The 24,951-nt window shown below is 70.5% G+C and carries 26 protein-coding genes and 3 pseudogenes; 17 read left to right on the plus strand and 12 right to left on the minus strand.

Features of this window, described 5'->3' with window-relative positions; genetic code table 11:
• Nucleotides 1-182: 182 nt before the first annotated feature.
• The 3 genes from KVT44_RS53450 to KVT44_RS53460 form a co-directional block, all read right to left on the minus strand.
• Nucleotides 183-1,655 (minus strand): NAD(P)/FAD-dependent oxidoreductase, encoded by a 1,473-nt coding sequence (locus tag KVT44_RS53450; protein WP_190170426.1) that lies wholly within the window; start codon nucleotides 1,653-1,655, stop codon nucleotides 183-185.
• Nucleotides 1,656-1,766: 111 nt separating this feature from the next.
• Nucleotides 1,767-2,549 (minus strand): maleylpyruvate isomerase family mycothiol-dependent enzyme, encoded by a 783-nt coding sequence (locus KVT44_RS53455; protein WP_217576218.1) that lies wholly within the window; start codon nucleotides 2,547-2,549, stop codon nucleotides 1,767-1,769.
• Entirely contained in the window at nucleotides 2,546-3,322 is a 777-nt protein-coding gene (locus KVT44_RS53460) for an enoyl-CoA hydratase/isomerase family protein (RefSeq protein WP_217576220.1), read from the minus strand. Before KVT44_RS53460 ends, KVT44_RS53455 begins: the two co-directional genes overlap by 4 nt.
• Nucleotides 3,323-3,488: 166 nt before the next feature.
• Between KVT44_RS53460 and KVT44_RS53465 the strand changes: the two genes are divergently transcribed.
• From KVT44_RS53465 to KVT44_RS53475, 3 genes are all read left to right on the plus strand, one after another.
• Nucleotides 3,489-4,388, plus strand: coding sequence for a LysR family transcriptional regulator (locus KVT44_RS53465; protein ID WP_229889012.1), 900 nt, complete (start codon nucleotides 3,489-3,491; stop codon nucleotides 4,386-4,388).
• Nucleotides 4,389-4,631: 243 nt separating this feature from the next.
• Nucleotides 4,632-5,369, plus strand: coding sequence for an SDR family NAD(P)-dependent oxidoreductase (locus tag KVT44_RS53470; RefSeq protein ID WP_099918578.1), 738 nt, complete (start codon nucleotides 4,632-4,634; stop codon nucleotides 5,367-5,369).
• Between the two features lie 51 nt (nucleotides 5,370-5,420).
• Complete coding sequence (locus KVT44_RS53475) at nucleotides 5,421-6,185, plus strand: SDR family NAD(P)-dependent oxidoreductase (RefSeq protein ID WP_099918577.1); 765 nt, start codon at nucleotides 5,421-5,423, stop codon at nucleotides 6,183-6,185.
• A gap of 21 nt (nucleotides 6,186-6,206) precedes the next feature.
• Here the strand turns inward: KVT44_RS53475 and KVT44_RS53480 are convergent, their stop codons facing one another.
• A complete protein-coding gene (locus KVT44_RS53480; protein ID WP_254651131.1) occupies nucleotides 6,207-7,946 on the minus strand; it encodes a hypothetical protein in 1,740 nt (579 codons plus the stop codon).
• A 252-nt stretch (nucleotides 7,947-8,198) separates the two neighbouring features.
• Here KVT44_RS53480 and KVT44_RS53485 point away from each other — a divergent pair, with 252 nt between their 5' ends.
• On the plus strand, nucleotides 8,199-9,605 hold the full coding sequence (locus tag KVT44_RS53485; RefSeq protein ID WP_217576224.1) for an integrin alpha: 1,407 nt from the start codon (nucleotides 8,199-8,201) through the stop codon (nucleotides 9,603-9,605).
• Nucleotides 9,606-9,695: 90 nt separating this feature from the next.
• Here KVT44_RS53485 and KVT44_RS53490 read toward each other — a convergent pair whose 3' ends face one another.
• On the minus strand, nucleotides 9,696-10,160 hold the full coding sequence (locus KVT44_RS53490) for a DUF5709 domain-containing protein (protein ID WP_097228600.1): 465 nt from the start codon (nucleotides 10,158-10,160) through the stop codon (nucleotides 9,696-9,698).
• Between the two features lie 340 nt (nucleotides 10,161-10,500).
• Between KVT44_RS53490 and KVT44_RS53495 the strand changes: the two are divergent.
• Nucleotides 10,501-11,421 (plus strand): annotated as a pseudogene (locus tag KVT44_RS53495) (ADP-ribosylglycohydrolase family protein); the annotation flags it as partial.
• Nucleotides 11,422-11,987: 566 nt separating this feature from the next.
• On the opposite strand, the gene KVT44_RS60415 reads toward KVT44_RS53495, so the two are convergent.
• The gene (locus KVT44_RS60415; protein ID WP_099925104.1) at nucleotides 11,988-12,125 is read right to left on the minus strand and encodes a YlcI/YnfO family protein; all 138 of its coding nucleotides are present in this window, start codon (nucleotides 12,123-12,125) and stop codon (nucleotides 11,988-11,990) included.
• On the opposite strand from KVT44_RS60415, the gene KVT44_RS59570 reads away from it, so the two are divergent.
• From KVT44_RS59570 to KVT44_RS53510, 4 genes and pseudogenes are all read left to right on the plus strand, one after another.
• Nucleotides 12,091-12,495 carry a hypothetical protein gene (locus tag KVT44_RS59570; RefSeq protein WP_254651132.1) on the plus strand — a complete coding sequence of 135 codons (405 nt, stop codon included), beginning with the start codon at nucleotides 12,091-12,093 and terminating at the stop codon, nucleotides 12,493-12,495. The genes KVT44_RS60415 and KVT44_RS59570 overlap by 35 nt on opposite strands.
• Nucleotides 12,492-12,707: pseudogene (locus tag KVT44_RS59575) on the plus strand (RNA-guided endonuclease TnpB family protein); the annotation flags it as partial. The gene KVT44_RS59570 and the pseudogene KVT44_RS59575, both read left to right, overlap by 4 nt.
• On the plus strand, nucleotides 12,683-13,162 hold the full coding sequence (locus tag KVT44_RS60915; RefSeq protein ID WP_308314403.1) for a zinc ribbon domain-containing protein: 480 nt from the start codon (nucleotides 12,683-12,685) through the stop codon (nucleotides 13,160-13,162). The pseudogene KVT44_RS59575 and the gene KVT44_RS60915, both read left to right, overlap by 25 nt.
• Nucleotides 13,163-13,289: 127 nt before the next feature.
• Nucleotides 13,290-14,186 (plus strand): polysaccharide deacetylase family protein, encoded by an 897-nt coding sequence (locus tag KVT44_RS53510; RefSeq protein ID WP_217576228.1) that lies wholly within the window; start codon nucleotides 13,290-13,292, stop codon nucleotides 14,184-14,186.
• A gap of 87 nt (nucleotides 14,187-14,273) precedes the next feature.
• Here KVT44_RS53510 and KVT44_RS53515 read toward each other — a convergent pair whose 3' ends face one another.
• The 3 genes from KVT44_RS53515 to KVT44_RS53525 form a co-directional block, all read right to left on the minus strand.
• On the minus strand, nucleotides 14,274-15,248 hold the full coding sequence (locus KVT44_RS53515; RefSeq protein ID WP_308314401.1) for an MBL fold metallo-hydrolase: 975 nt from the start codon (nucleotides 15,246-15,248) through the stop codon (nucleotides 14,274-14,276).
• Nucleotides 15,245-15,700, minus strand: a complete 456-nt coding sequence (locus tag KVT44_RS53520; RefSeq protein WP_217576230.1) for a PaaI family thioesterase — start codon at nucleotides 15,698-15,700, stop codon at nucleotides 15,245-15,247. Before KVT44_RS53520 ends, KVT44_RS53515 begins: the two co-directional genes overlap by 4 nt.
• A 77-nt stretch (nucleotides 15,701-15,777) precedes the next feature.
• The gene (locus KVT44_RS53525) at nucleotides 15,778-16,395 is read right to left on the minus strand and encodes a LysE family translocator (protein WP_217576232.1); all 618 of its coding nucleotides are present in this window, start codon (nucleotides 16,393-16,395) and stop codon (nucleotides 15,778-15,780) included.
• A 112-nt stretch (nucleotides 16,396-16,507) separates the two neighbouring features.
• On the opposite strand from KVT44_RS53525, the gene KVT44_RS53530 reads away from it, so the two are divergent.
• Nucleotides 16,508-16,960 carry an Lrp/AsnC family transcriptional regulator gene (locus KVT44_RS53530; RefSeq protein ID WP_054233896.1) on the plus strand — a complete coding sequence of 151 codons (453 nt, stop codon included), beginning with the start codon at nucleotides 16,508-16,510 and terminating at the stop codon, nucleotides 16,958-16,960.
• Between the two features lie 55 nt (nucleotides 16,961-17,015).
• On the opposite strand, the gene KVT44_RS53535 is transcribed toward KVT44_RS53530, so the two are convergent.
• Nucleotides 17,016-17,927, minus strand: coding sequence for an alpha/beta hydrolase (locus KVT44_RS53535; protein WP_217576234.1), 912 nt, complete (start codon nucleotides 17,925-17,927; stop codon nucleotides 17,016-17,018).
• Between the two features lie 18 nt (nucleotides 17,928-17,945).
• Here KVT44_RS53535 and KVT44_RS60420 point away from each other — a divergent pair, with 18 nt between their 5' ends.
• Entirely contained in the window at nucleotides 17,946-18,068 is a 123-nt protein-coding gene (locus KVT44_RS60420; protein WP_302832247.1) for a hypothetical protein, read from the plus strand.
• Nucleotides 18,069-18,101: 33 nt separating this feature from the next.
• Nucleotides 18,102-18,323 carry a hypothetical protein gene (locus tag KVT44_RS53540; protein WP_217576236.1) on the plus strand — a complete coding sequence of 74 codons (222 nt, stop codon included), beginning with the start codon at nucleotides 18,102-18,104 and terminating at the stop codon, nucleotides 18,321-18,323.
• Between the two features lie 194 nt (nucleotides 18,324-18,517).
• Here the strand turns inward: KVT44_RS53540 and KVT44_RS53545 are convergent, their stop codons facing one another.
• On the minus strand, nucleotides 18,518-18,973 hold the full coding sequence (locus KVT44_RS53545) for an ATP-binding protein (RefSeq protein WP_254651133.1): 456 nt from the start codon (nucleotides 18,971-18,973) through the stop codon (nucleotides 18,518-18,520).
• Between the two features lie 120 nt (nucleotides 18,974-19,093).
• On the opposite strand from KVT44_RS53545, the gene KVT44_RS53550 reads away from it, so the two are divergent.
• The 4 genes and pseudogenes from KVT44_RS53550 to KVT44_RS53565 all read left to right on the plus strand — a co-directional run bounded on the left by KVT44_RS53550 (nucleotide 19,094) and on the right by KVT44_RS53565 (nucleotide 22,435).
• Nucleotides 19,094-19,576, plus strand: coding sequence for a MarR family winged helix-turn-helix transcriptional regulator (locus tag KVT44_RS53550; RefSeq protein WP_217576238.1), 483 nt, complete (start codon nucleotides 19,094-19,096; stop codon nucleotides 19,574-19,576).
• Nucleotides 19,577-19,701: 125 nt separating this feature from the next.
• Complete coding sequence (locus KVT44_RS53555; RefSeq protein ID WP_217576240.1) at nucleotides 19,702-20,940, plus strand: cytochrome P450; 1,239 nt, start codon at nucleotides 19,702-19,704, stop codon at nucleotides 20,938-20,940.
• Nucleotides 20,941-20,975: 35 nt separating this feature from the next.
• Nucleotides 20,976-21,167: pseudogene (locus tag KVT44_RS53560) on the plus strand (ferredoxin); the annotation flags it as partial.
• Nucleotides 21,168-21,229: 62 nt separating this feature from the next.
• Complete coding sequence (locus tag KVT44_RS53565) at nucleotides 21,230-22,435, plus strand: NAD(P)/FAD-dependent oxidoreductase (protein WP_217576244.1); 1,206 nt, start codon at nucleotides 21,230-21,232, stop codon at nucleotides 22,433-22,435.
• Between the two features lie 28 nt (nucleotides 22,436-22,463).
• Here KVT44_RS53565 and KVT44_RS53570 read toward each other — a convergent pair whose 3' ends face one another.
• Nucleotides 22,464-23,186 carry a TetR/AcrR family transcriptional regulator gene (locus KVT44_RS53570; RefSeq protein WP_217576246.1) on the minus strand — a complete coding sequence of 241 codons (723 nt, stop codon included), beginning with the start codon at nucleotides 23,184-23,186 and terminating at the stop codon, nucleotides 22,464-22,466.
• A 50-nt stretch (nucleotides 23,187-23,236) separates the two neighbouring features.
• Here KVT44_RS53570 and KVT44_RS53575 point away from each other — a divergent pair, with 50 nt between their 5' ends.
• Entirely contained in the window at nucleotides 23,237-24,853 is a 1,617-nt protein-coding gene (locus KVT44_RS53575) for an FAD-dependent oxidoreductase (RefSeq protein ID WP_308314402.1), read from the plus strand.
• Nucleotides 24,854-24,951: the final 98 nt, after the last annotated feature.

Raw genomic sequence — 24,951 nt, forward strand, 5'->3', positions numbered from 1 at the left:
CCCCCCGGGGGACAGGGGGGGAAATTGCCGGGGATCCAAAGGCCTTGGGGGACGGGGCCCCCCCCGGGGGACGGGGGCGGGGTCCGGTATCTCATGCGCGGATGACTGCCTGCTCGCGCAGCTTGCGCACACGCTCGTGGTCGTGCGCGGCGCCACCGCCGACAGGCCGTTGGCGGTGCGTGCTAGCCCTTGTAGGCCTTGAGCATGAACAGCCAGACTTCGCTGACGGTGGGGAAGCAGGCGACGGCGTGCCGCAGTCGCTTGAGGGGGATCTCGCCCGCGACGGCGACGGTTGCGGAGTGCAGCAGTTCACTGACGCCGGGGCCGACGAAGGTCACCCCGAGGAGGACCTCACGGTCGAGGTCGACGACCATGCGGGCTTGGCCCCGGTAGCCGTCGGCATACAGGTTCGCCCCCTGGGCCTGGGCGAAGTCCACGTCGACCACGGAGACGCGGTGGCCGGCTCCGGTGGCCTGTTCGGCGGACAGGCCCACGGCAGCGGCCTCGGGGTCGGAGAAGAAGACCTGCGGCACGGCGTGCTGGTCGGCGGTGGTGGCGTGGTCGCCCCAGGGCCCGTTGTCGAGCGGCAGCCCCTTGGCGCGGGCGCCGATCGCGTCGCCCGCCGTCCGCGCCTGGTACTTGCCCTGGTGGGTGAGCAGGGCGCGGTGGTTGACGTCACCGAGGGCGTAGAGCCAGGTGCCCTCCATTTCTCTGACCAGACAGGTCTCGTCGACATCGAGCCAGGACCCGGGGGCCAGGCCCACGGTCTCCAGGCCGATGTCGTCGGTGCGCGGCGCCCGACCGGTGGCGAACATGACCTCGTCGGCCTCCAGTCGGCTCCCGTCGTCGAGGCTCAGGGTGACCGGGCCCGCCGGGTCCGGGCGGCTCAGTCCGGTCACCGAGACGCCGATGCGTACGTCCGCGCCCGCCTCGGTGAGCCCTTGGGTGACCACGTCGCCGACGAAGGGCTCCATCCGGGGCAGCAGCGGGCGGCGGGCCAGCAGGGTGACCTGGGCGCCGAGGCCCTGCCACAGGGTGGCCATTTCCACGCCCACCCCTCCACCGCCGACGATGGCGAGCCGGCCCGGCACCTGGCTGGAGTCGGTGCCCTCGCGGTTGGTCCACGGACGGGCTTCCTCGATGCCTGGTACGTCGGGCAGTACAGGGCGGCTGCCGGTGGCGATGGCGACCGCGTGGCGGGCGTTGAGGGTGCGGCGCCCGCCGTCGGAGGCGGTGACGGTCACCCGGCGTGGTCCGTCGATCCGGCCCTGCCCGCGGAACAGATCGGCGCCGATGGACTTGACCCAGTTGGCCTGCCCGGAATCGTCCCAGTCGGTGACGTAGTGATCGCGCCGCGCGAAGACCCTGGCGGTGTCGAGCCGTCCGGTGACCGCCTGGCGGGCACCGTCGACCCTGCGTGCGTCCGAGACGGCGATGACCGGCCGCAGCAGTGCCTTGCTGGGCACGCAGGCCCAGTACGAGCACTCACCGCCGACCAGTTCACGCTCGACCACGGCGACGGTCAGCCCGGCCGCGCGGGCGTGGTCGGCGGCGTTCTGGCCGACCGGGCCGGCCCCGAGCACGATCACGTCATAGGTGTCTTCCGCGGTGTCTCTCGCGGCGGCTTCTGGAGTGATTTCAGGTGAAGTGTTCATGATTCCATCGTTCCTCGGGACGTGCCGATCCGCTCGGCTCACGGCCAGCGGGGCGTGGCGGATCGCAAGCTCCACTGTGGGCGGTGACGGCTGCGGCAGATCGGAGGCCGGTCAAAATCCGGGGAAGAGCGTCCGCAGGTCGTCGAGGGAGATCGAGCCGGTGGCGGTCAGGGGGTCCTGGGGGCGATTGCGGCCGTAGACGAGCCGCAGTGCCGACTCCGCGGGGCCGGTCAGGAGGGCGGTGGGGTCGGTGGGAGGGGTCGGGTAGAGGTGGAGTTCGGTGTCGATGTCGAGAAGCAGCGTGTGGCGGGGGTCGGTGAGCTCCACTCGTACGCGCTGCGGTGAGAGGCGGGTCAGGGCGTCGGCGTCGCGGAAGCGGGTGGCCACCAGGTCGATCCGCTCCCAGAGCAGTGCCACGTCGGGTGAGGCGAGTACCGCCCGCTCGTCCAGCGCGACCATGACGTCCCAGGCGTGTACGGCCTGCTCGGACAGCCGGTAGCCGGCGTACGACGCCAGATCGAGCAGGCCGGCGAAGTACGGCACGCGCAGGGACGTGCGCTGCCCGGGGCCGACGGAGTCCAGGAGCGCCAGATGGCGTTCGTCGGCCTCCCGCCACGCGGCGCGCTGTTCGACGGGGGACAGCGCGTCCCACCGCTCCCACACCGGCAGGAGCTCCTCGCGGACCGGGCCCCGCTCGTCCCCCTTGAGACCCCGTTCCACGAGCACGGTGGAGATCTCCGCGCCGCTGCCCAGGTGGGACAGCACCTGGCCGATGGTCCAGCCCTCGGCGTACGAGGCCTCGGCGAGACGCTGGGGCGGCAGGTCGGCGACAGCGTGCCCCAGCCGCTGGGACGACTCGTGCAGTGCACCGATCCAGCGGTCGGCGGCGGTCACGCCTCGTCCCCGCTTCCGTACGCGAGGTCGGCGGCGGTGAGGCCCTCGAGCGCCATGCCCAGTTGGGTGCCTTCGGCCATGCGGCGGCTGATCCGCTGCCGCAGGGTGACGGCCAGATAGCGGGTGAGCAGTTGCGGCTTGGCGGCGAGCCGCTCCGCGAGTTCCTGGGCCCGGGGCAGCACCCGCTCCAGCGGCAGCACCTCGGCGACGGCGCCCCACCGTTCGGCCTGGTCGGCGGTGAACGAGCCCTGGGTGAGGGTGAGGTAGCGGGTGCGGTTGACGCCGATGGCCTCTTCCCAGGCGATCTGGATGCCGTCGCCGGGCACGATGCCGAAGGTCAGGTGGGGAAAGTCGGAGAAGACGGTGGTGTCCGCGGCCACGACGATGTCGGCCAGCAGCGCGTACTCGCTGTGTACGGAGGCCGGGCCGTTGACGGCGGCGACGATCGGCATCTCCAGGTCGACCAGGCGCTGCATCACCCGGCGGCCCTCGGCGACGGTGCGGTCCCACTGGGCGGGCTTGGTGATGTCCCCGAGGCTTGCTCCGTCGATCTCGGTCATGAAGCGGTCCCCGGCGCCGGTCAGCACCAAGACCCGGTTGTCCCGGTCCTCGCCGATCTCGAACAGGGCGCGGGGAAAGTCGGTGTGCAACTGTCCGCTGAAGGTGGCCGGGCCGCCGTCCGTGTGGAAGCGCAGGGTCAGCACTCCGGAGTCGGTGCGGCTCAAGGCGATGTTCTTGAAGGCGGTGAAGTATTCGGGTGTTGCGCCGGTCATGGTCACTCCTACGGTGGCGCGGCGCCGTCGTGCGCCGTTCTTCCACACAACCACCTGGGCAGGCCGGTTCGTAGCGTTCGCCCAGTCGCTCCGGGACCACCCTCCATCAGGGATGTTTATGGCATCCGGTCGTGCCGCGATCCGTCCATGTGGTGCGATGGGAACCATGGATCTCCGGGACATGCGGGCCTTCGTGGCGGTGGTGGAGGAGGGCGCCCTGTCCGCCGCGGCCCGTCGGCTCCACATGAGCCAGCCCCGGCTCTCCCAGATGGTGCTCGCTCTGGAGCGGGAGTTCGGAGTCGGCCTGTTGGTGCGCAGTTCGACCGGGGTCCAGCCGACCGAGGCCGGCACGACCCTGCTGGCCGAGTCCCGCGCGGTGCTCGCCCGGTACGACCAGGCCGTCGCCGTCGTCGCCCGGCACGCCGCACCGGGTGGCTCCGTCCTCCGGCTCGGAATCCCGCTCGAACTGCCCCCCGGGTTCCTGACCCGCCCGCTGGCCGCACTCGCAGACGCATATCCCGAGACTCGGGTGGAACCCCGGCACATGTCCACGGCGGACCAGACGGCGGCCCTGCGCACCGGAGAACTCGACATCGGCCTGCTGCGCGAGCGCCCGCCCGGGGGTGACCTGGACGCGATCAGGGTCATGGAGGAGCGGCTGGGCGTGCTGCTCGCGGCCGAGCGTGCCGCCGAACTGTCCGGCCCGGAGGGTGTTCGGCTCGACTTCCTCGCCGGGCTCCACTGGGTCGGCTTCCCCCGCTCCGGAAGCCCCGTCTGGTACGACGAGGTCACCGCCGTACTGCGTGGACACGGCATCGACATCGAGGCCTCCGCCGTGGGAGGGCAGACGCTGCTCGCCGAAGTGAAGCTGGCGGCGGTGAGCGACGGGACGGCCTTCGCCCTGGCCCCGCCGCACTGGTTCCACCCCTTGCCCGAGAACGTCGTGTGGCAGCCCCTGGCAGGCAGCCCTCTGGTGCGTCGGACCTGGGCGGTGTGGCAGGCCAGGTCGCACCGACAGGACCTCGGGCATTTCGTGGTGGCGCTGGGCAACGACACGGGCGGCTGACCCGCTGCAGCGTCTGGTGACACTGCCGCCCGACGGGCGAGCATCGGGTGGGTTGGAGCGTGGCGACCCGCAGCGCCACCAAGGCCATAAACATTCCTGATGGCCGGGCCCTGCGAGGACGAATGGCCGGAGGGCATGGCGCCGACAGCTCCATTGGTTCTACGACATCGCGTGGTTCTACGACATCGCGGTGGTCAACACGCCGCGATGTCACCCGATGTCACCGATGGAAAGGACAGGATCATGGAGTTCCGCGACCGGAAGGCGCTCGTGACCGGGGGCGCAACCGGAATCGGCTTCGCGACGGCACGGTTGCTCGCCCGCGAGGGAGCCGAGGTCGTGATCGCCGGCCGGAGTGAGGAAGCCGGCGCCAAGGCTGCGGCCGTGCTCGGCGAGCACGGCGGGCGAGCACGTTTCCTCCAGGCAGACCTGCGGGATCCGGAGTCGGTGCGCAGGCTTGTCGAGGAGGCGAGTGACGTGGACGTCCTGGTGAACAATGCCGGAGCGTTCCCGTTCGCTCCCACGGTGGACCAGGGCCTGGACGCGTTCCAGCAGCTTTTCGAGACGAATGTGCAGGGACCGTTCTTCCTCACCGCGGCGCTGGCGCAGAAGATGGCGGCCCGGGGCGGCGGCAGCATCGTCAACGTCACGACGATCGCCGCACAACGCGGCATTCCCGGCACTGCCGCCTACGGCTCGACGAAGGCCGCGGTCGAGTCCCTCACCCGCACCTGGGCGGTCGAGTTCGGCAGCCTCGGGGTCCGGGTGAATGCCGTCGCGCCCGGTCACACACGCACCCAGAACGTCTCCAGCATGATCGGCGAGGAGAGCTTCGAGCGCATCGGCGCCGAGGTGCCGCTCGGCCGGCTCGCCGCCCCCGAGGAGATCGCCGAGGCGATCCTTTTCCTGGCCTCTCCGCGGGCCAGTTACGTCACCGGAACCGTCCTCACCGTGGACGGCGGAGCGGTGGCCCTCACCTGACCCCCTTGTCCACGAAGGCGGGCAACGAATCGACACCCCAGAGGAACAATCATGGGACTTCTGAACGACAAAGTAGTGCTGGTCACCGGTGGAACTTCGGGCATCGGCCGCGCCGCCGCCGTCCTGTTCGCCGAGGAAGGCGCCAAGGTGGCCATCACCGGGCGTCGCGCCGAGGTCGGCGAACAGGTGGTCGACGAGATCTCCAAGGCGGGAGGTGAGGCGCTGTTCATCCGGGCCGACGCAACCGACATCGCCGGCGCCGGGGACGTGGTGCGTCGGATCGTCGAACACTTCGGCCGACTGGATGCGGCGTTCAACAACGCCGGTACCGCCATGGTCGGTCCGTTGACCGAGCTGGACGAGAAGACCTGGGACGTCCTGGTTGACGGCAATCTCAAGAGCACGTTCTTCTACCTCCAGGCGGAAGCGGCGCAGATGAAGCGCCAGAAGGAAGGCGGCTCGATCGTGCTGAACGGGTCCGTCTTCGCCGAGTTGGGGATCGAGGGCATCTCGATCTACAGCGCCAGCAAGGGCGGCGTCACCGCGCTCGCCCGCGCCGCCGCCGTCGAACTCGGCCCCGACGGCATCCGCGTCAACAGCGTCAACCCGACGGTGATCCGCACCCCTCTCACCGAAAGCGGCATCACCAGGAACGAGGACGGCACCGAGTACCACCCACATGGCGAGAAGATCCCGCTGGGCAGGCTCGGTGAGCCCGAGGAAGTGGCCAACGCGACCCTCTTCCTGCTGTCGGACCTCTCCTCCTACATCACCGGTCAGACACTGATGGTCGACGGCGGGCAAAGCGTCAACTGAACCGACCACAGCACTGTTTCCTCAGCGCGGGGACCGGAATCGAAGAGTCTGGTCCCCGCGGCTGGTCACTGAGCCATTCCCACTCGGCTGTTCGGAGCAGCAAAGGCTCGTCGGGCCCGCGGTGTCGAGTCGGCAGAAGCACGACGCCTCGATGGGGACGTCCGCGAGTGCGGTGGCCATGGTGAGTTGCTGGGCGATGATCCGGGCTTCCCCCGTCTTGCCGAGCCGCACGAGGCATTCGTGGAAGCCGTGGAGTGCCCAGACGTTTCCCGGATGTTGTGAGGACCTGGGCAGCGTGTGGTCGAGTCCGAGGTCGGCCCGGTAGACGGCCTCGGCCTCCTCGACTCGGCCCTGTTCGAGCAGGAGCGCCCCGTAGGCGTGACGGGTCGGCTGCATCCAGCCCCACGGTTCGTCATAGGGCAGGTGGTCGTCGAGTTCGATGGAGCGCCGCAGGGAGGCGAATGCGAGGTCGTACTCGCCCCCGCGGTACTCGAGTTCGCCGTCGAGCATGGCGGCGGCGATGGCCAGGATGTCCCGGCAGGTGTTGTTGAACAGCGTCCGCGTCTCGGGAACCCGTGCGACCGCGCGGCGGAACAGCTCGCGTTCGGCCCCGGCCTCGGCGGTCGCACCGGTGGCGGAGTACGCCACTGCGCGCGCGTAGTGCAGCATCGCCGTGGTGACGCAGTACAACAGCGGGTCGGAGGGCATCGGCAGCGCGAGGATCTCCTCCCACCGGCCGAACCGGATCAGTACGTGCACCCGCATGGCGAGGAACCCCTCCAGCCAGTCGGCCATGGGCGGGCTCTCCACACGTAGCAGATCCTCGGGGATGGACGCCTCCAGCTGCGCGGCCGTCTCCAGCGCCGTCCTGGACCGGCCGAGGAACATCGCGCCGTAGATCTTGAAGTGATAGTTGTGCGAGCGGTACAGCGTGTAGAAGTTCATCGCGCCGGCCCGTCGCAGGTACTTCTCGTCGGCCCTGATCGCGGCACTGTTGGCCGACACGACCCGTCGGTAGTCGCCGCACAGCACGTCGAGGTGGGAGGGCATGTGCTGCAGGTGCCCCGCGTCCGGTACCAGTCCAGGCAGCCGGTCGGCGACGGTGAGGGCTTCCTCCGGCGTCGGCGACATCTCCATCAGATGGATGTACATGTGCAGGACGCCCGGGTGGTCGGCGCCGGTCTCGGTCAGCAACGCGCGGTCGAGGACGGCTTTCGCCTCCAGCGTGCGCGCACCGGGGGCGGGCTCGCCGGTGCGCAGGTCCCACAGCTGCCACGGGGTGAGGTTCATCAGCGCGTCCGCGTAGAGCGTGGCGACATCAGGGTCGTCGGGAGCGAGTTCGTACACGGCACGCATGGCGTCGGCGTACGGCTCGTTCCAGACGGAGCAGTCCTCGACGGCGCGTGAGGCGGGATAGCGCTCGCGCAGCGCCTCGATGAGCGCGCGCTCGGTCGGTGTGGCCGTGCCGCACAGCGCGTGAGCCCGTTCGACGGCGGCGTGCGTCCGTTCCACCGTGTGCCGCAGATCGACGTCGTCGAAGAACTCCCAGGGCTTGTTGTAGTTGGGGCCCAGCGCGTATGCGACACCCCAGTACGCCATGGCGCAGTCGGGATCCGCGGCGGCCGCCGTTTCGAAGCAGGTGACCGCCTCTTCGTGGTTGAACGCGTAACTCCACACGAGACCGCGGTCGAACCAGCACTGTGCTTCCGGCGAACGGGTCGACACGGGCCGGGTCAGGGTCCCGAGGTCGAAGTAGTCCATGAGGATCTCCTGCAGAGGGATGCGGCTCGACGACACCGGCTTCTTCCTGCATACAGCGGGCGCAGACAGTCCCCTCGAGTCTATTTCCGCTGGAGATCCTGGAGACGGAACAGCCCGGGATACGCGCGGACTGTTCGGGGTGAATCCCAGGTGAAGGGGCGGCGTACAACCGTTGGCGCCCCGTGCGGGTCTTGGTGGTTGCCGTATGCGTGAGAAGTGCGGCCCACTGCCCTCCATTCCTAGGGGTTTGCCATGTCCTCCCGGAGATTCCACGTGTCCGCCGCCGCTGTCGCCGCCGCCGTCATGGCCGTGACGGGGGCGGCGACAGCGGTGTCCTACGCCGAAGACGCCCCTGCGGGCGCCCTCGCCTCCGATGCCGCGGCGTCCGTGCGTGCCGACTTCGACGGTGACGGATACACCGACGTCGCGATCGCCGCCCCCGGCGGCACTGTCAACGGCAAGGCGGGCGCCGGATACTTCGCCGTCGTCTACGGCATGGCCGAGGGCCCCAACGGTGTCAAGCGCCAGGTGATCAGCCAGGACCGCTACGGGATACCCGGCACGGCGGAGGCGGGTGACCACTTCGGCGGCTCGCTCACGGCCGCCGACCTGGACGGTGACGGCTTCACCGACCTGGTCGTCGGAGCCCCGGGCGAGGACATCGGCAGTGCGCGTGACGTCGGGCTGCAGACCGTCGTGTGGGGAGGGGCAGGCGGGCTCGCCACCGCCACCACGATCGGACAGGGCCGGGCGGAGACCCGGGCCGGTGACTTCGACGGGGACGGGCACCTGGACCTGGCGACGGCCTATCAGATGCGGTACGGGCCCTTCAGCCGGAGCGGTTCAGCGGCCCGCACCGGTCCCCTCGTCGACCTCGATGTCCGTGTCTACGCCATGGAAGCGGGCGATGTGGACGGCGACGGCACCACCGACCTGGTGGTCAGCAGTGGTCCGTGGGACTCGGACGACGGAGGGACGATCCCGCCGCCCCGTCTGCGACTGCTGAAGGGGACTGAGAACGGTCTGGTGGCAGGGCCGTTCATCGCCTATCCCGACACCGTGTCCGCGGACAGCATCGCCCTCGGTGACATCGACGCCGACGGCCGGTCGGACGTCGTCTTCGGCCGCAGCACGGCGGCAGGGGGCGGTCTCGTGGGCGTGGTGCGCGGCACGGCGAACGGGTTCGCGGCGCGAGCCACGCTGATCGGCCAGAACACCCCCGGAGTCCCCGGGACGGGAGAGAGCGGCGACCGCTTCGGCACCGACGTCTCCGTCGGCGACATCACCGGCGACGGTTACGCCGACGTCGTCACCGGTGTCCCCGGTGAGGACCTCGCCGGCCGGACCGACGCCGGCACCTTCGCCGTTCTCAGGGGCGGTTCGACGGGTCTTTCCGGCACCAGGGTCCAGGTCTTCAGCCAGAACACGGCCGGGGTGCCCGGTACGGCCGAGAACGGTGACCGGTTCGGCAGCCGCACCGCCGTCGTCGGCGGGCACGTCGCCGTCTCGGCACCGGAGGAGAACAGCGGCTCGGGAGCCGTGTGGGTCTTCCCCGGCACCGCCTCCGGCGTCACCGCGACCAGGTCGGTGAGCTTCGGACCGCGCACCCTGGCCGCGCCCGTGTCCGGCGCACACTTCGGTGCCGCCTTCCATCGCTGACGGCCACCTCGCGGCGCACCGACGTCCGCACGCCACCAGGCCATGAGGACGACGAACCAGGCACGCCAGAAAGACGACGAACCGGGCAGGCTAGAAGGACTCGGAGTCGGGGATCACGTGCATCGCGGCCTCCTCGGCCGATGCGCCCGCCCCGTCGACGCCGACGTCGTAAGCGATCAGGTCCTTTTCGGTGTCCTCGTGAGCGCCCTCGTCCGGCGCGATGAGGCGGCCCGCCCGCAGGTCTCCCACCTCGTCGTCGATGAGTTCCCCGTCGCCGTCCCAAAGGTCCCCGATGCCGTCACCATCCTGGCCGGCGATGTCGGGGACCTCCTCGGCAAGCCGCTCGTCCAGGCTCTCCCCTCGTTGCCGCTCCGCCGCCGTGACACCGGTGTGCTCCACGCCCCAAGGCTTCTCCGGGGGCGAGTAGCCCTCGTCGAGAGCCTCGTCGATACCGCGGTCGTCGAGGGTGTCCGAGACGTCCAGCAGCCCGGCGTCGTCCTGCACCTCCGACCCGTCCGGCTGGTAGACGTCATCACCCATCGCCTCGTAGGCCATGCGCGCTCCATTGTTGGGTGCTCCCCGCCAGGGATCTGACGGGAACACGGTTGTCCGGACCGGAGGGAACTCCCCAGGGCGGAGTGGGAAAAACAGCTTAGGACCAGAGGTCGAGGCAAGTCTGACTCTCCGCGCACCGGGTCTGTACCCCCAACGCACCATGCCCAGAACTCTCATCCGCCACTCCCGGCTGCTCGCCGGGAGGGTGCCCGGTCGGCAGGACACCTGGACGCCTCGCCTGCACGCCTCCCACTGGATGACTCAGCACCAGGCCCGCGCGGCAGTCAACGCCGGCAATTGCCGTGGCGCTGCGGCAGGTCGGCTTGGCAGGATGGGGGAGATGCCCGCTGAGTTCCCCTTCCTCGATCCTTCCGCCTGCCCTTCCTTCGATCACCGCTCCGCCGCCCGCGACGCCCTGCGCGGCTTGGCGGTGGGTGACGCCTTCGGCGCCCAGTTCTTCGTACCGGACAATCTCCCCGGCCTGCGGGAGCGGCGATTGCCTGCCGCGGAATGGCCATGGACGGACGACACGGAGATGGCCTGCTCGGTCTTCGACGTGCTGCGCCGACGCGGCAGCGTGGACCAGCACGAACTGGCGCACGGCTTCGCCCACAGGCACGACTTCGACCGAGGCTACGGTCCGGCGATGAACCGGCTGCTGCGCCTGGTACGCGAGGGCGGCAGGTGGCAGGAGCTGGCCGCGGAGCTGTTCGACGGCCAGGGGTCGTGGGGCAATGGGGCCGCGATGCGGGTGGCGCCTTTGGGCGCTTGGTACGCCGTGGATCTGGCCGAGGCAGCCGCGCAGGCCGGGCGATCGGCGCGGGTGACGCACACCCATCCGGAGGCGGTGGCCGGGGCGGTCGCCGTGGCGGTGGGAGCCGCGTGCGCCGCACGCGGGCGTGTTCGGCCGGTGACCGGAGCCCAGTTGCTGGCGGCGGTGGAGGAGCTCACACCGGAGGGACGGGTCCGTTCCGGGGTGGCCGAGGCGCGGGAGTTGCTGGGCCAGCCGCACGCCGAGTACGCGGCGCACCGGTTGGGCAACGGCCGGCGGGTGAGCGCGGCGGACACGGTGCCCTTCGCCCTGTGGTGCGCGGCCCGGCACCTGGAGGACTTCACGGAGGCGTTGTGGGCGTGTGCGTCGGTGGGCGGGGACGTCGACACCACCTGCGCGATCGTCGGCGGAATTGTCGCCGCTCGGGTGGGCACGGCGGGGATACCCGCCGCGTGGCGGGCTGCGTCGGAGGCACTGCCGGAGTGGGTGCGCGAGGGCGAACCGGGTGCGGACCTCAGCCGCGCAGGTCTGGGTCGCGACGTGACGCCGCTGCGCCGCCCCGAGCCGGTTCCGGTGCCTGCGCTGGTGTGGACTTCGGGGCAGTGGCAGCGTGTCCGGCACGGTGTGCGGGCGCTGAGCATGGACGAGAAGTGGAACGCGTACCTGGACGGCGACCAGCTGACGCTGCATCGCAGTTGGACCGGCCGTGGCATCTTCCAGGTGACCGTGGCCGAGAACCCGGACGGCTGGCGACCGGTGGCCGCGCTGGTCGAGTCGGACCCGGAGCTGTACCGCCGCGGCGGCGACGAGACGGAGAGCGCCTTCCTCGAGCTCTTCCTGCGTGCTTGGTACATGGACGACTCCCGGCCCGAACTGTGGGATCGGTACCAGGAGTTGCGCCGCGCCGATGAGGCGGCGGCCAAGGAGACCCGTGCAGCGGACAAGGAGAACGACCAGCACGGCGGCAAATGATCCACCGGGGTTTCAGGTAGGGTGCCCGGTCTTTCAGGGCCGGGGTGAATGCCCGCTCCCGTGTAGCGGGGCAGAGGCAGCCGTTACGCCCCCTGGGCGGAGGGGCGTTCACCATCCGCGACAGCGCGGCGTACGAGCGATACAAGCCATGAGTTCAGGGAGCGGTCGTCAGCGTCGGCGGCGGCCTTGGCCTGCTCGTGCAGATCGTCAGGGAGTCTCAGGTATCAGGGCCGCAAGGCCGCGCCGGGCTTCGCCGCGCAGTGGCGGCAACTCACCGAAGCCCGGCGCGAGACCGAGTGGCTCGGCAGCGGGAACGCGGACGTTCAGCAGCAAGCGCTGAAGGACTTCGCCCAGGCCAAGCAGGCGCGGTTCACGTCCGAGTTCGGTGAGCCAACCTGGCGTAAGAAGTACCGGCACGAGGGATTCCGCGTCATCGGCACCGACCGGGTCCCGGAGCTGACCGGTGCCGGCAGCGCCAGGCTCAACGCGAGGACCGGCAGGCAGGTCATGGGCCGGTCCGTGGTGGTGCACAAGCTCAGCCGCCGGTGGGGCTCGGGTGGGACGAGGTCATCGGTATCGACCGGGGCGTGAAGATCACGGCCGCCCTGTCGGACGGGCGGAAGCTGAACTGCCCGCAGCTCATCGTGAAGGAACGCGCGCAGGTCCGCAAACACCAGCGACGTGCCGCACGCGCCGCGAAGGGAAGCGAGCAGAAGACCGCCGAGTACGCCAAGGTGGCCAAGCTCAAAGCCCGTGAAGCCGACCGGCGCAAGGACTGGTGCGAGAAGACCAGCACGATGCTGGCCCGCACCTACGGCCTGGTGCGGTTCGAGAAGCTGAACATCAAGAACACGACCCGCTCGGCCAGGGGAACCGCCGGGCAGCCCGGCAAGCAGGTCAAGCAGAAAGCCGGACTGAACCGGGCGATCCTCGCGCAGGACTGGGGCCTGCTCCGGCAGCGCACCGAACACAAGGCCCCCGGCCGGGTCGAAGACGTACCCGCCCCCACACCAGCCTGCGTTGCTCCGCCTGCGGATGGATCGACAAGAACTCGCGCAAGAGCCAAGCCGAGTTCGTCTGCTCCTTCTGCGGCTTCACCTGCAACGCAGACACCAACGCAGCAACCAACGTCGCGGCAGGACAGGGCGGGATTCCCCGCCCCCGGCGATCAGCCGGTGCCGGAGGGATGACAACGGCCACCAGCCGTTCGAGCATCCGTGAACCTCAACCCACCTGGGTTGGAATCCCCCTCTCTTAAGCGGGGGAGGACGTCAAAAGGGATTGTTGGCGAACCCTTGCCGCCCTCTTACTGATCATGTCGCTTCCGCCGCGTACGGTTTCCGTAGCGGGGTGTCCCGTCGAGGATCTTCGAACAAGGGGAACGGATGACACCCAGTCGCCGGGCGGTGCTGGCGGCCATGGCGGGAGGCGCGCTCGCCGGCTGTGCGGGCCCCCAGAGCACGGTCGACCGCAGCGCTTCCGTCACCGGTTCCCTCTCCACATCCGCGGCGATCGCAACCGGCACAAGCACCCCGGGCTCCAGCCCGTCGGCCACCGCGCCCAGCGTGTCCCGCGCCGTCACCCGCGCGGACATCGTGGCCCGCTACGGGCACGCGGTGCCGCATACCTGGGGCTTCGACGCACCCGCCGTGGTCCACGCGCTGCCGACCACCAGACGCGTGATCGCGCTGACCTTCGACGCCTGCGGAGGCCCCGGCGGCAGCGGCTACGACCGTGCGTTGATCGACTTCCTGCGTCGACGGGAGATACCGGCCACCTTGTTCATCAACTCCCGCTGGATCGACGCCAACCCCGCCATCTTCCGCCGGCTGGCCGCCGAGCCGCTGTTCGAGATCGCCAACCACGGCACCCGTCACCGGCCGCTCTCGGTCACCGGCCGCTCCGCCTACGGCATCCCCGGCACCCGCAGCGCCGCCGAGGTGTACGACGAGATCTCCGGCAACCAGACCACGCTCACCCGACTGCTGGGCACGCCGCCACGCTTCTTCCGCTCCGGCACCGCCTACTGCGACGACGTCGCGGCACGGATCGTCACCGTCCTGGGAGAACGCTTCGTCAGCTTCTCGGTCAACGGCGACGGCGGCGCCACCTTCACCCCCGAACAGGTCCGTACGACCGTCGCCGCCGCCCCCGGCGGATCCATCGTCATCTGCCACATGAACCACCCCCGGGGCGGCACTGCCCGAGGCATCACCGCCGCCGTCCCTCAACTGCTGGCCACCGGCCACAGCTTCACCCGCCTCTCGGACGCCCTCCACTGACGGCGCGTCCGGGCTGGGGCAGCGACTGTCGAGAGGCCCGGTTCATGCAGCGGTCGACTCGGTCGACGTGACGCGGTAGCCCGCGAGTCAGCGCGGCGCCGTCTTCGGCCACGCGCGCGGGTACGGCACGCGCAGCGTCTCCGCCTCGACCGGGGTGTGCTCGGCGGCGGCGTGCAGGCGCCCGTCCCGAAGGATGACGGCGCCGCTGCGGAGCATGAGGGCGATGAGCTCGGCGGCGAGTGCTTCGGGAGTGAGGCCCAGAAGGCGCGCGGCGTCGGTCAGCCAGGCCCGCGCGTGCAGGTACGGCTCGACCTCGTCGGTGGGGATCCCGCCGCGGATCATGAGGGCGAAGGCGAAGATCCGCCGGGCCCCGTACCAGATGGCGCCGTCGGGGTCGTCGACGAGACGCCGCGCGCGGCGCAGCGCGGTGACGAAGGCCGCACCGGGGTCGGCGGGGATCGGCCCGTGCGAGGGGAGCAGCACGCGCGGGGCGAGGTCGGCCATCCGCTTCAGGGAGGCGAGAGCGGTGGCGGCCGCGTCGGGCCCGTCGAGGGCCAGGTTCACCCAGCCGACGTCGTAGTCCGACAGCGCGTCCCCGACCACGAGGAGCCGTTCTTCCGGCTGCCACAGCGCGAGGTGCCCGGGCGTGTGCCCGGGGGTGCTGACCACTTCCCAGTCGGCTTCACCGAGGCGGAGGACCTGACCGTCGTCGAGCGCCATGTCGATGGTGTACGGGCTTACGGGCTGGTCGAGGTATTCCGCAGCGCAGCAACCCGGGTCCCGGCGGGCGACGGCGTCCGCCTCCGGGGCACCGGCCGCGATGCCGGCGCCGCCCGCCTGCAGGAGGGCGTTGCCACCGACGTGGTCGGAGTGCCAATGGGTGTTCACGACCAGGCCGACGTCTCCGGCGTGGGCGCGGGCCCATGCGGCCGTGTCCTCGGCGTGGCCGACGAATCCACTGTCGACCAGGGCCGGTTGGCGTCCGTGGAGCAGAAGTAGGTTGGCATCGGGAAACGGCCTTTGCTGCCAGGTGACCCAGGGCGGCAGCGGCTGCGGCCTCACCGTTCGGGCCTGTTCACGCGGATCAGCGTCTGCTGGCCGTTGGCGACGAGCGACCGTCGGCCGTCCTGGACGCCGAACACCTCCAACTGGCACACGGTCAGGGTGCGTCCGGACTTCAGGACCGTTCCGACCGCCTCGATGTGGTCGCCGACGGCGGGTGCCAGGAGATTGATCTTGTACTCGACCGTGAGTACGTCGGTGTTCTCCGGGAAGAGCGTGAACGCCGCGTAGCCGCCCGAGGTGTCCGCGATCGCGCTGGTGGCGCCGGCGTGGAAGTAGCCATGCTGTTGCGTCACTTCGGGCCGGCTCGGGAGGACGATGTGCACGCGGCCCGGCGCGATCCGCGTGATCCGTGCTCCGAGGAGGCCCATCAGCCCCTGCCGGTCGAAACTCGTCCGGATGCGCGCCTGCACCTCGGGGCTCGCCTGTTCGCGCTGCGCCTGCTCTTCCATGTGCTCTCCTTCGGCGGACATCACGGTGTTGAACCTTCGGCGGACATCACGGTGTTGAACGGGGTCGGGCGGGTCTGTCAGCCGGCCAGGCGTTCCACCAGCAGGAACCCTCCGATGACGATCATCATGGCACCGGAGGCGCGGGTGACTGCCCGGGCCGCCGAAGGCCGGGTCTTCAGCACGGTGCGGGCCAGCACGCCGACGGCGAGGTAGACCACGGCGCAGGCGGTCATGTGGAGCGTGCCGAGCAGCCCGATCTGCGCGGCGACCGGCCAGCGTGCCCCGGGGTCGATGAACTGTGGGAACAGCGAGAAGTACAGAAGCAGCGCTTTCGGGTTCAGGCCGCTGATCCCGGCTCCCTTGAGCATGATCAGCCGACGGGAGGAGGGCATGGCCTTCGTGGACGCGCCCAGCACCGACGGGCGCGACAGGACACCCCAGCCCAGCCACATCAGGTAAGCGGCCCCTGCGACGGTCAGTGCGGTGAGAACGGTGGCCGAGTTCGCCACGATCACCACCAGGCCGGCCACGGCGAGCGCCGTGTATCCCGCGTATCCGGCAATCAGTCCGGCGACCGCCGGGACGACCGACCGGTCGCGCAGCCCCGCCGTGATCGCGTAGGCCCAGTCCGCGCCCGGGGTGAACACCAGCAGCAGATCCACCGCCAGGAAAGCCGCCACCGTCGTCGTGTCCATCGATCTTTCCCTCTCACGTTTCTTGCCTTGAGAGGGAAGATTAGGCGCGTATTGCCCGAAAATGTTGCTGTCTTTGCTCCATGATCGCGCCCACTGGGGGAGAATCTTTCTCATGGACGCCCTGGACCGGAAGATTCTTACCGAGCTACAGCTGGATGGCCGTCTGACGGTGACCGAGCTGGCCGCCCGCGTGAAGCTGAGCATCTCGCCCTGCCATCGCCGCCTGCGTGACCTCGAACGCGAGGGCGCGATTCGCGGCTACCGCGCGGTCGTCGACCCGGCCGCCGTCGGTCTCGACTTCGAAGCCCTGGTCTTCGTCACCCTGGGCTGGGAGGACCGTGACACCGTCTCCGCGTTCGAGGAGGCCGTGGCCGCCGTCCCGCACGTGATCCAGGCCCAGCGCCTGTTCGGTGAGCCCGACTACCTTCTGCGCGTCGCCACCGCCGACCTGTCCGCCTTCCAGCAGCTGTACGACCAGCGGCTCGCCACCCTGCCGGGGGTCCAGCGCCTGACCTCCACCCTTGTCATGAAGCACGTCGTCGACGACCGCCCACTGCCCGAGTAGGCCATCCAGGGGAGTGGGCCGAACCGACCCCACCCGGTATCCGAGAGCGCGGCCGTCAGAGCGCGGCTGGGGCGGTCGCCAGCCGGTCGAGCATGAAGCGACCGGCCCGGTCCAGCGCCGCGTCCGCCTCGTCGAGCGAGCCGGTGAACGACTGGAAGACGTGTGGCACGTCGGCGGTGACGTCGAGGATCACGTCGACACCGGCTCCGGCCGCGCGGGTCGCAAGCCGGGTCGAGTCGTCGAGCAGCACCTCGTTCGACCCGGCCTGCAGCAGCAGCGGCGGCAGCCCGGTGAGGTCGGCGTGCACCGCGGGGCTCAGCAGCGGCTGCCGCGGGTCTTGGCCCGCCAGGTAGTGGGCGCCCAGACGCACCAGCGACTGGCAGGTGAACAGCAGGTCGATCCCGTCCTTGGTCGTCATGCTCTCGCCGCTGCGGGTCGCGTCCAGCCCCGGCGAGAACGCGACCACCCCGGCCGGCCGCGGCAGGCCGGCGTCACGCGCGGCGAGCGCGGCCATGATGCTCAGCCCACCGCCGGCCGAGTCCCCGGCCAGCATGATCCGCTCGGCCGGCGCGCCTTGCTCGAGCAGGTCGCGGTAGGCCGCGACGCCGTCGTCGATCGCCGCCGGGAACGGATGCTCAGGTGCGAGCCGGTAGTCGAGCGAGACGGCCCGGGCACCCGTACGTCGCACGAGCGCCGCGGTGATGTGCTGGGCCGTGGCAGGCGAGCCGAACACCCAGGATCCACCGTGGAAGTAGAGGATCGTCGCGCCGATCGCCCCGTCCTCCGGCTCGATCTCCAGTGCCGGGCGGCCACCGAGGACACTCGGGGTGAGGGTGACCCCGACCGGCGATGGACTACCAGCCATCATCGCGGCGAAAGCCGCGCGCAGTTCCTCGGGTGTGCGACTGGCATCGATCGCCGCCGATCGCAGCAGGGCGTCGACGGCCGCGCGCTGTTCCTTGCTCACGCTGTCCTCCGTATCGAGATGCGGGCCGAGCACGGCCTGACCGCCAGCCAGTTCGAGTTCCTGCGGATCATCGGTGGCCGTGAGCACTGCCGGGTGAACGACCTCGCCCACGAGGTCGCCATCACCGTGGGCGCGACCTGAAAAGGGGTCGACCGACTCGAGGCCGCGGGGTGGGTGAGCCGCCGCCCCAACCCGCAGAACCGCCGCTCGTCGCTGCTCGCTCTGACGGAGGCGGGCCGGCGACTCCTGGACGCCGCCACGCCGACCTTCGAGAACGAGTTGCGCACCTGGCTCGCCGACCCGTTGACCGCACGGTCACTCGAACAGCTGGCGACCACCCTCGCCCGGCTGCGGGGGACCCTTGAGGACGCACGTGTCGGCATGCCCACAGGCTGAACGATCGCGGCAGTCGTCGACGCCGAACGGCTCGGAGGGTATGCCCGATGTCCGGGCCATGGGCGGCACGGAGGTTCTTCACCGACAGTGAGACCGCCAGGCTCGTCGCCGCGAACGGGCAGTTGGTCGCCGCGCTGAAGGGAGTGCGCCCGTACAACTCTCTCGCCGCAAGATGCCCTGTGCCATGAGCCCGGTCAGGCGTGTGCATCCACGTCGGCCCAGTGGATGACGTGTCCGGGCTCCTGGCGGTCGCCATGCGCGGCGGTGAGCTGGTCGATGATCGCCAGCCCGCGGCCGTGCTCGCCGCGGGTGCAACTGGCTGCCCAGTCGCCGTCCGTGGCGGCCGGGCCGCCGTCGGAGATTTCGATGTGCACGCACCGGGTGCCCGGGTCGCGGCTCAGGTCGAGGTTCAGTGGGGGCTGTGCGTGCTCCACGGCGTTGGTGACGAGTTCGGAGACGGTCAGCAGCACGGAGTTGGCCGCCTCATCGGCGACCCTCCACTGGGTCAGGACCCTTTTGGCGATCCTGCGGGCTTCCCTGGCGGCTTCCGGGCGGTGTGCCAGGGGCCAGGCGCCGTCCGATGCCTGTGGACGCCGGGCGGTGGCGTGCCGCGGGGACATGTTCGGCGTGTAGACGCAGGTCACGGTCATCACCTTCTTCCGACGCCGCGATGGCGCCTTGGTCGTGACCAGAACCCTTAACGGTCCACCACCAGACATATCACCCATCTATATAGCCTGTCTATATAGATGGGTGATATGAATGAAGGTATGGATGAGACACCTGAAGAGGGTCCCCGGGAGGTGGCGGCGGCGCTGAACCAGCTGACCATCGGGATGGCCAGGTACCTCCTGTCGGACCGGCAGGACATGAGTCTGACCACCGCCGGGGCGCTCAGCAGGCTGGAGCGGGAAGGTCCGATCCGGCTGACCGCGCTGGCAGCGGCGGAGGGCATCGCTCAACCGTCGATGACCGTGCTGGTGCAGCGGCTGGAAGCCCAGGGTCTGGCAACGCGAGTGGGCCATCCCGAAGACGGGCGGGTGCGCCTCGTCGCCATCACGGATGCCGGGCGCGAGGTGATGGTCGAGCGCCGGCGGGCGCAGAGTGCCCGGGTGGTCGGCCTGCTGGCCGCGTTGCCCGAGCAGGACGTGCAAGCGCTGGGCGAAGCCCTGCGTACGGCCCTGCCCATCGTCCAGCGGATGGTCCAAGCCGTCCCACAACCCGGCGTTCCAGGCGGAGGTTCAGCCCCCTGAACCTCCGGGCGGCGCTCTTGGGTGTCCTCTCCTGCAGGCGGGACCTGCCCCGTCGCGCCCCGCGCGCGCCGGGCCCCGGTCCTGGCGCCTGCCCTGTAGCGGACTTCCGGAAAGGGCGGAGAACCATGAGCACTCTCTCGACACCCGGCACTGACGCGCCGTCGGCGGAGACACCGGACTACCCGATGACCCGAGCGGCCGGCTGCCCGTTCGACCCGCCGCCGGCCCTGCGCACCCTGCAGACCGAGGCCCCGATCAGCCGGGTCCGGCTGTGGGACGGCAGCACCCCGTGGCTGGTCACCCGCTACGAGGACCAGCGGGCGCTGCTGGGCGATCCGCGGATCAGCGCGGACAGCACTCTCCCGTGCTACCCGCACGTGGGCGCGGGCCAGAAGGAGCGCCGGAGGCAGTCGCGGAGCTTCATCGCGATGGACGATCCGGAGCACGCCCGGCAGCGCCGGATGGCCACCGCGGCCTTCTCCATCAAGCACATGGTGGCGCTGCGGCCGACCATCCAGAAGATCGTGGACCATCTGATCGACGAGTTGCTGGCCGGGCCCAAGCCGGTGGACCTGGTCCAGGCGTTCGCGCTGCCGGTGCCGTCGCTGGTGATCTGCGAGTTGCTCGGTGTCCCGTATGCCGACCACGACTTCTTCCAGGCCAACAGCAAGGTGCTGATCAAGCGCACCACCACGCCGGAGCAGGGGCGGGCGGCCACCGAGCGGCTGGTCGACTACCTGGACCGGCTGATCGGGGACAAGCTCGCTCACCCGGCGGACGACCTGCTCTCCACGCTGGCCGCGCGGGTCAGGGCCGGCGAACTCTCCCGACGTGAAGCGGCCGACATGGGGTTGCTGTTGCTGGTCGCCGGTCACGAGACCACCGCGAACATGATCGCGCTGGGCACCCTGGCCCTGCTGCAGCACCCGGACCAGCTGGCCCGGCTGCGCGAGAGCGACGATCCGAAGGTGGTCGCCTCGGCGGTCGAGGAACTCCTGCGCTACCTGAACATCGTGCACAGCGGACGGCGCCGTGTGGCCCTGGAGGACATCGAGATCAGCGGGGTGACCATCCGTGCCGGCGACGGCGTCGTCGTGGCCAACGACATCGGCAATCGCGATCCCGCCGCCTTCCCCGACCCCGACCGGCTGGACATCGCCCGCAACGCCCGCCATCACGTGGCCTTCGGCTTCGGTGTGCACCAGTGCCTGGGCCAGCCGCTGGCCCGCGTGGAACTGCAGGTCGTCTACGGCACCCTGTACCGCCGCATCCCGACCCTGCGGTTGGCCACGGACCTGGACCAGATCCCTTTCAAGCACGACGGGTTGGCCTACGGCGTCTACGAACTGCCCATCACCTGGTGACCGCGGCCAAGTGTCGCGCGGGAATGGAGGAACCGATGAAGGTCATCGTCGACCAGAACAAGTGTGTCGCTTCCGGCCAGTGCGTGCTGGCCACACCGGGGGTGTTCGACCAGCGCGAGGAGGACGGCATCGTCGTCCTGCTCACCGAGACCCCGCCCGAGGACCTGGCGGACGACGTCCGGCAGGCCGTCGCCCTCTGCCCGGCCCAGGCGATCTGGGTGGCAGAACAGGGGGACAAGGTGGAAGAACAGGGGACGGTGGAAGAAGTGGAAGAACAGGGGGACAAGCAGTGAAGCGGATCGTCGTCGTCGGAGCCTCGGCCGCAGGCCTGACCGCGGCCGAAGCCCTCCGCCACCGAGGCTGGGGCGGCGACCTCACCCTGATCGGCGAGGAGCCACATCCGCCGTACGACCGGCCGCCGCTGTCCAAGCAGATCCTCACCGGCGTCTGGAAGCCCGAACGGGCCACCCTGCGCTCCCTGCAGGACCTGGCACGGCTCGAGGCCGACCTGCGATTCGGACAGCGCGCCACCGCCCTCGACGTGCAGGGCGGCCAAGTGCGCCTCGGCAACGGCGAGAGCATCGGCTTCGACGGTCTGATCATCGCTACCGGTGTGACCCCCCGGCACCTTCCCGACAGTGATCTCGCCGGAGTCCACGTCCTGCGCACGCTCGACGACGCCCTCGGCCTACGCGCCGCGCTGCTCACCGGGCCCCGGGTGGTCGTGGTCGGCGCCGGATTCCTCGGTACCGAAGTCGCCGCGGCGGCCCGGACCATGGGCTTGGAGGTGACCGTGGTCGAGCCGGAGCCCGTCCCCGTACGGCGCCCGTTCGGCGACCGCATCGGCGCGCTCGTCGCCGACCTGCACCGCGACCACGGCACGCGCCTGCGCTGCGGGACACCGGTGCGCCGGCTGCGCGGAGCAGGCGGCCGGGTGACCGGGGTGGAACTCGGCGACGGCACCACGCTGTCGGCCGACGTCGTCGTCCTGGCCCTCGGCTCCACGCCCGCGACCCGCTGGCTGACCGGCTCGAGCCTGCGACTGCGGGACGGCGTGGAGTGCGACGCGCTGTGCCAGGCCGCACCCGGCATCTACGCCGCCGGGGACGTCGCCTCCTGGCACAACCCGCACTTCGGCACCCGCATGCGACTGGAACACCGCATGAACGCCACCGAACAGGCCATGGCCGCGGCCGGCAACCTGCTCGGCGACGCCAAACCGTTCGCTCCCGTGCCCTACTTCTGGACGGACCAGTACGACACCAGGATCCAGGCGTACGGCGTCTTCCCACCCGACGCGGACGTGCGGATCGTCCACGGCGACCCGGTCGACGGCTGCTTCGCCGCCGCCTACGGCCACCACGGGAGGGTGGTCGGCGTACTCGGCTGGAACACCCCCCGCCAGGTACGCACGCTGCGTCGCCTGGTCGTCGAACGCGTGTCGTGGACGGCCTTCACGGTCGTACCCGCGCTCCGCCCGGCAACCGTGAACTGACCACCGCTAACGGGACGGTGACGTCTCGCTAGCGGTGGTCGAGCCCGTCGATCATCAGGGCGAGGGTGAAGTCGAACCGGTCGTGGCCCGCGCCGGCGGTGAGCTCGGCCGCGTAGCGGGTGGTGTGAGGGAAGACCTCGGCAGGCAGCGCGGTCAGTCTGCGCTGGAGCTCGTCGGTGTCGACCACCCAGTCCGCCTCGTTGTGGACCTTGCGCTGATTCAGGATGGAGATCTCCAGACAGTAGGCGGCCACGTACAGCAAGAGGGCGTCGATGGCCCAGGCGGCGGTCTGCGGGGCGACGCCGCCGGCGATCAGGATCGCCAGCATTCCTTCGCTGACGCGCAGGGTCTCGAGGTCGGTGGGGGCCATGGCGAGCGCGGCGCGGGAGATTCCGGGGTACTTCAGGTACTGGTCGCGCAACTGGGTGCATACGTTGCGGACCTGCTCCCGCCAGGCTGCTGGGTCGGGCTCGGGTGGTACGAGCTCGGCGCACAGCCGCGCGATGAGCAGTTCGTCGAGGTCGGCCTTGTTGACCACATGGGCGTAGAGCGAGGCGGGTCCGGTGTCGAGCGCGCCGGCCAGTCGGCGCATGGTCAGGGCCTCGTAGCCCTCTGTGGCGATGACGTCCAGCGCGGTGTCGATGACCTGCTGCACGGTGATCGGGGCCTTGCGGCGCCGCTGCCTGGGGGCGGCTTCGAGCTCGGGATTCGGCAGTTGGTGGCGCGCCGCGCGTCGTTCTCTCGGGTTCACCTGAGCACTATAACTTGACACGAACACCGTTCGTATATAGAACGCTGTTCGTGAATATCGATGTGAACCAGGCTGTGGACGTGACCGTGGTCGGAGCCGGGCCGGTGGGCCTCGTGCTCGCCGCGGAACTGGCGCTCTCCGGGGCGACGGTGCAGGTGCTCGAGCGACTGGCCGAGCCGTCCGAAGCGATGAAGGCAGGGTCGATCAACGTGCCGACGGCCGAGGCACTCGACCGCCGCGGCCTGCTGCCTGCCGCCGAAAGCGTGCAGCGAGAGATGCTCGAGCGGGTGGGGTCGTTCGCTCCCACGGCCGACGACCAGCGGCCCGGGGGTGGCCGGCGAGCCCACGAGTCGCGGTTCACCGGGCATTTCGCGGGGATGGTCCTCGACGCCGGCCTCGTGGACTGGTCCGATGCCGACCTCGCCGCGCACGCCGCGGTCGACGGAGCGAGGATGGTGCCGCAGCGTGAGCTGGAGGAGTTGCTGGCCGAGCATGTCGCGCGACTCGGCGTACCGGTGCGTCGCGGGGTGGAGGTCACCGCGCTCGAAGACACCGGCGACGGCGTGCTCGTCGGCACCACGGCCGGCACGGTGCGCACCGGGTGGCTGGTCGGGTGCGACGGCGGGCGCAGCACCGTACGCCGCCTCGCGGGCATCGACTTCCCCGGCACCGACCCCGAACTCACCGGACACCTGGCGGTCGCCGACATCGCCGACCCGGAGAAGCTCGCGAACGGATGGGTGTGGTCGACTCGGGGTGCGTACCGCTACGGCCCACAGCCCGGGCGGGTGGTCACCGTGGAGTTCGGCGACGCTCCCGCCGACCTCCCCCACGCTCGGCTTCGCTCGCGCGGAGGGACCCCCATGGCGCCGGTCACCCTTGAGGAGTTGCAGGCCGTCCTGCGTCGGGTCTCGGGCACCGACGTCACGCTGACCGCGCTGCGCGGCGCCGCGACCCGCTGGACGGACAACGCCCGCCAGGCCGCGACCTATCGGTCGGGACGGGTGCTGCTGGCCGGCGACGCCGCGCACGTGCACTCACCGTTCGGCGGTCAGGGGCTCAATCTCGGGGTCGGCGACGCGATGAACCTCGGTTGGAAGCTCGGTGCCGTGGTCGCCGGGTGGGCACCCGAAGGGCTGCTCGACACCTACGACGCCGAGCGCCGTCCCCTGGGCGCCTGGGTGCTGGACTGGACGCGGGCTCAGATCGGAGTGATGCGCGGGGACGCCAAGTCGGCCGCGCTGCGGGAGGTCGTCGCCGATCTGCTGAGCACCCGGGACGGCACGACCTACGCGGTCAAGAAGATCTCCGGCGTCACGCAGCGCATCGACCTGCCCGGCGACCACCCGCTGGTCGGCCGCTACGTCCCCGACCTGTGGCTGACGGACGGTTCCCGTCTGTCCGACCACGGTCACGGCGGCGGGTTCCTGCTGCTCGACCGCACTCCGGACGGCACCTTCACCCGCCTCGCCGCGGCCTGGGCCGGGCGAGTGAGCAGCGTGACCGACGACCACGCGACGCCGACCGGGGTGTTGGTACGCCCGGACGGGGTGGTCGCCTGGGCCTCCGACACCACCGACGTCGCCGCCGCCACCGGCCTCGAAGCCGCCCTGCGCGGATGGACCGGCGCGCCGTCGCCCTCACCCGAGCACGCGCCGATGGGCTGAACCTCGCTGGGTGGGGGGTGAGTTACGGCGGTGTCGGGTCGGTGGGGTTTTGGTGTGTGGTGATTCCGGTGAGGATGAGGTCGAGGCCGGCGAGGAAT

The sequence above is a fragment of the Streptomyces sp. GbtcB7 genome, from assembly GCF_019091445.1.
Taxonomy (GTDB): domain Bacteria; phylum Actinomycetota; class Actinomycetes; order Streptomycetales; family Streptomycetaceae; genus Streptomyces; species Streptomyces mirabilis.

Excerpts from the sequence above, each read along its gene's own strand:
- KVT44_RS53490 (WP_097228600.1), bottom strand. The coding sequence starts at position 10,160 with ATGGCCTACGAGGCGATGGGTGATGACGTCTACCAGCCGGACGGGTCG.
- KVT44_RS53465 (WP_229889012.1), top strand. The coding sequence starts at position 3,489 with ATGGATCTCCGGGACATGCGGGCCTTCGTGGCGGTGGTGGAGGAGGGC.
- KVT44_RS53550 (WP_217576238.1), top strand. The coding sequence starts at position 19,094 with ATGGATGAGACACCTGAAGAGGGTCCCCGGGAGGTGGCGGCGGCGCTG.
- KVT44_RS53450 (WP_190170426.1), bottom strand. The coding sequence starts at position 1,655 with ATGAACACTTCACCTGAAATCACTCCAGAAGCCGCCGCGAGAGACACC.
- KVT44_RS53545 (WP_254651133.1), bottom strand. The coding sequence starts at position 18,973 with ATGACCGTGACCTGCGTCTACACGCCGAACATGTCCCCGCGGCACGCC.
- KVT44_RS53530 (WP_054233896.1), top strand. The coding sequence starts at position 16,508 with ATGGACGCCCTGGACCGGAAGATTCTTACCGAGCTACAGCTGGATGGC.
- KVT44_RS53485 (WP_217576224.1), top strand. The coding sequence starts at position 8,199 with ATGTCCTCCCGGAGATTCCACGTGTCCGCCGCCGCTGTCGCCGCCGCC.
- KVT44_RS53475 (WP_099918577.1), top strand. The coding sequence starts at position 5,421 with ATGGGACTTCTGAACGACAAAGTAGTGCTGGTCACCGGTGGAACTTCG.
- KVT44_RS60420 (WP_302832247.1), top strand. The coding sequence starts at position 17,946 with ATGCGGGCCGAGCACGGCCTGACCGCCAGCCAGTTCGAGTTCCTGCGG.
- KVT44_RS53470 (WP_099918578.1), top strand. The coding sequence starts at position 4,632 with ATGGAGTTCCGCGACCGGAAGGCGCTCGTGACCGGGGGCGCAACCGGA.
- KVT44_RS53525 (WP_217576232.1), bottom strand. The coding sequence starts at position 16,395 with ATGGACACGACGACGGTGGCGGCTTTCCTGGCGGTGGATCTGCTGCTG.
- KVT44_RS53460 (WP_217576220.1), bottom strand. The coding sequence starts at position 3,322 with ATGACCGGCGCAACACCCGAATACTTCACCGCCTTCAAGAACATCGCC.
- KVT44_RS53520 (WP_217576230.1), bottom strand. The coding sequence starts at position 15,700 with ATGGAAGAGCAGGCGCAGCGCGAACAGGCGAGCCCCGAGGTGCAGGCG.
- KVT44_RS53480 (WP_254651131.1), bottom strand. The coding sequence starts at position 7,946 with ATGGACTACTTCGACCTCGGGACCCTGACCCGGCCCGTGTCGACCCGT.
- KVT44_RS53510 (WP_217576228.1), top strand. The coding sequence starts at position 13,290 with ATGACACCCAGTCGCCGGGCGGTGCTGGCGGCCATGGCGGGAGGCGCG.
- KVT44_RS53555 (WP_217576240.1), top strand. The coding sequence starts at position 19,702 with ATGAGCACTCTCTCGACACCCGGCACTGACGCGCCGTCGGCGGAGACA.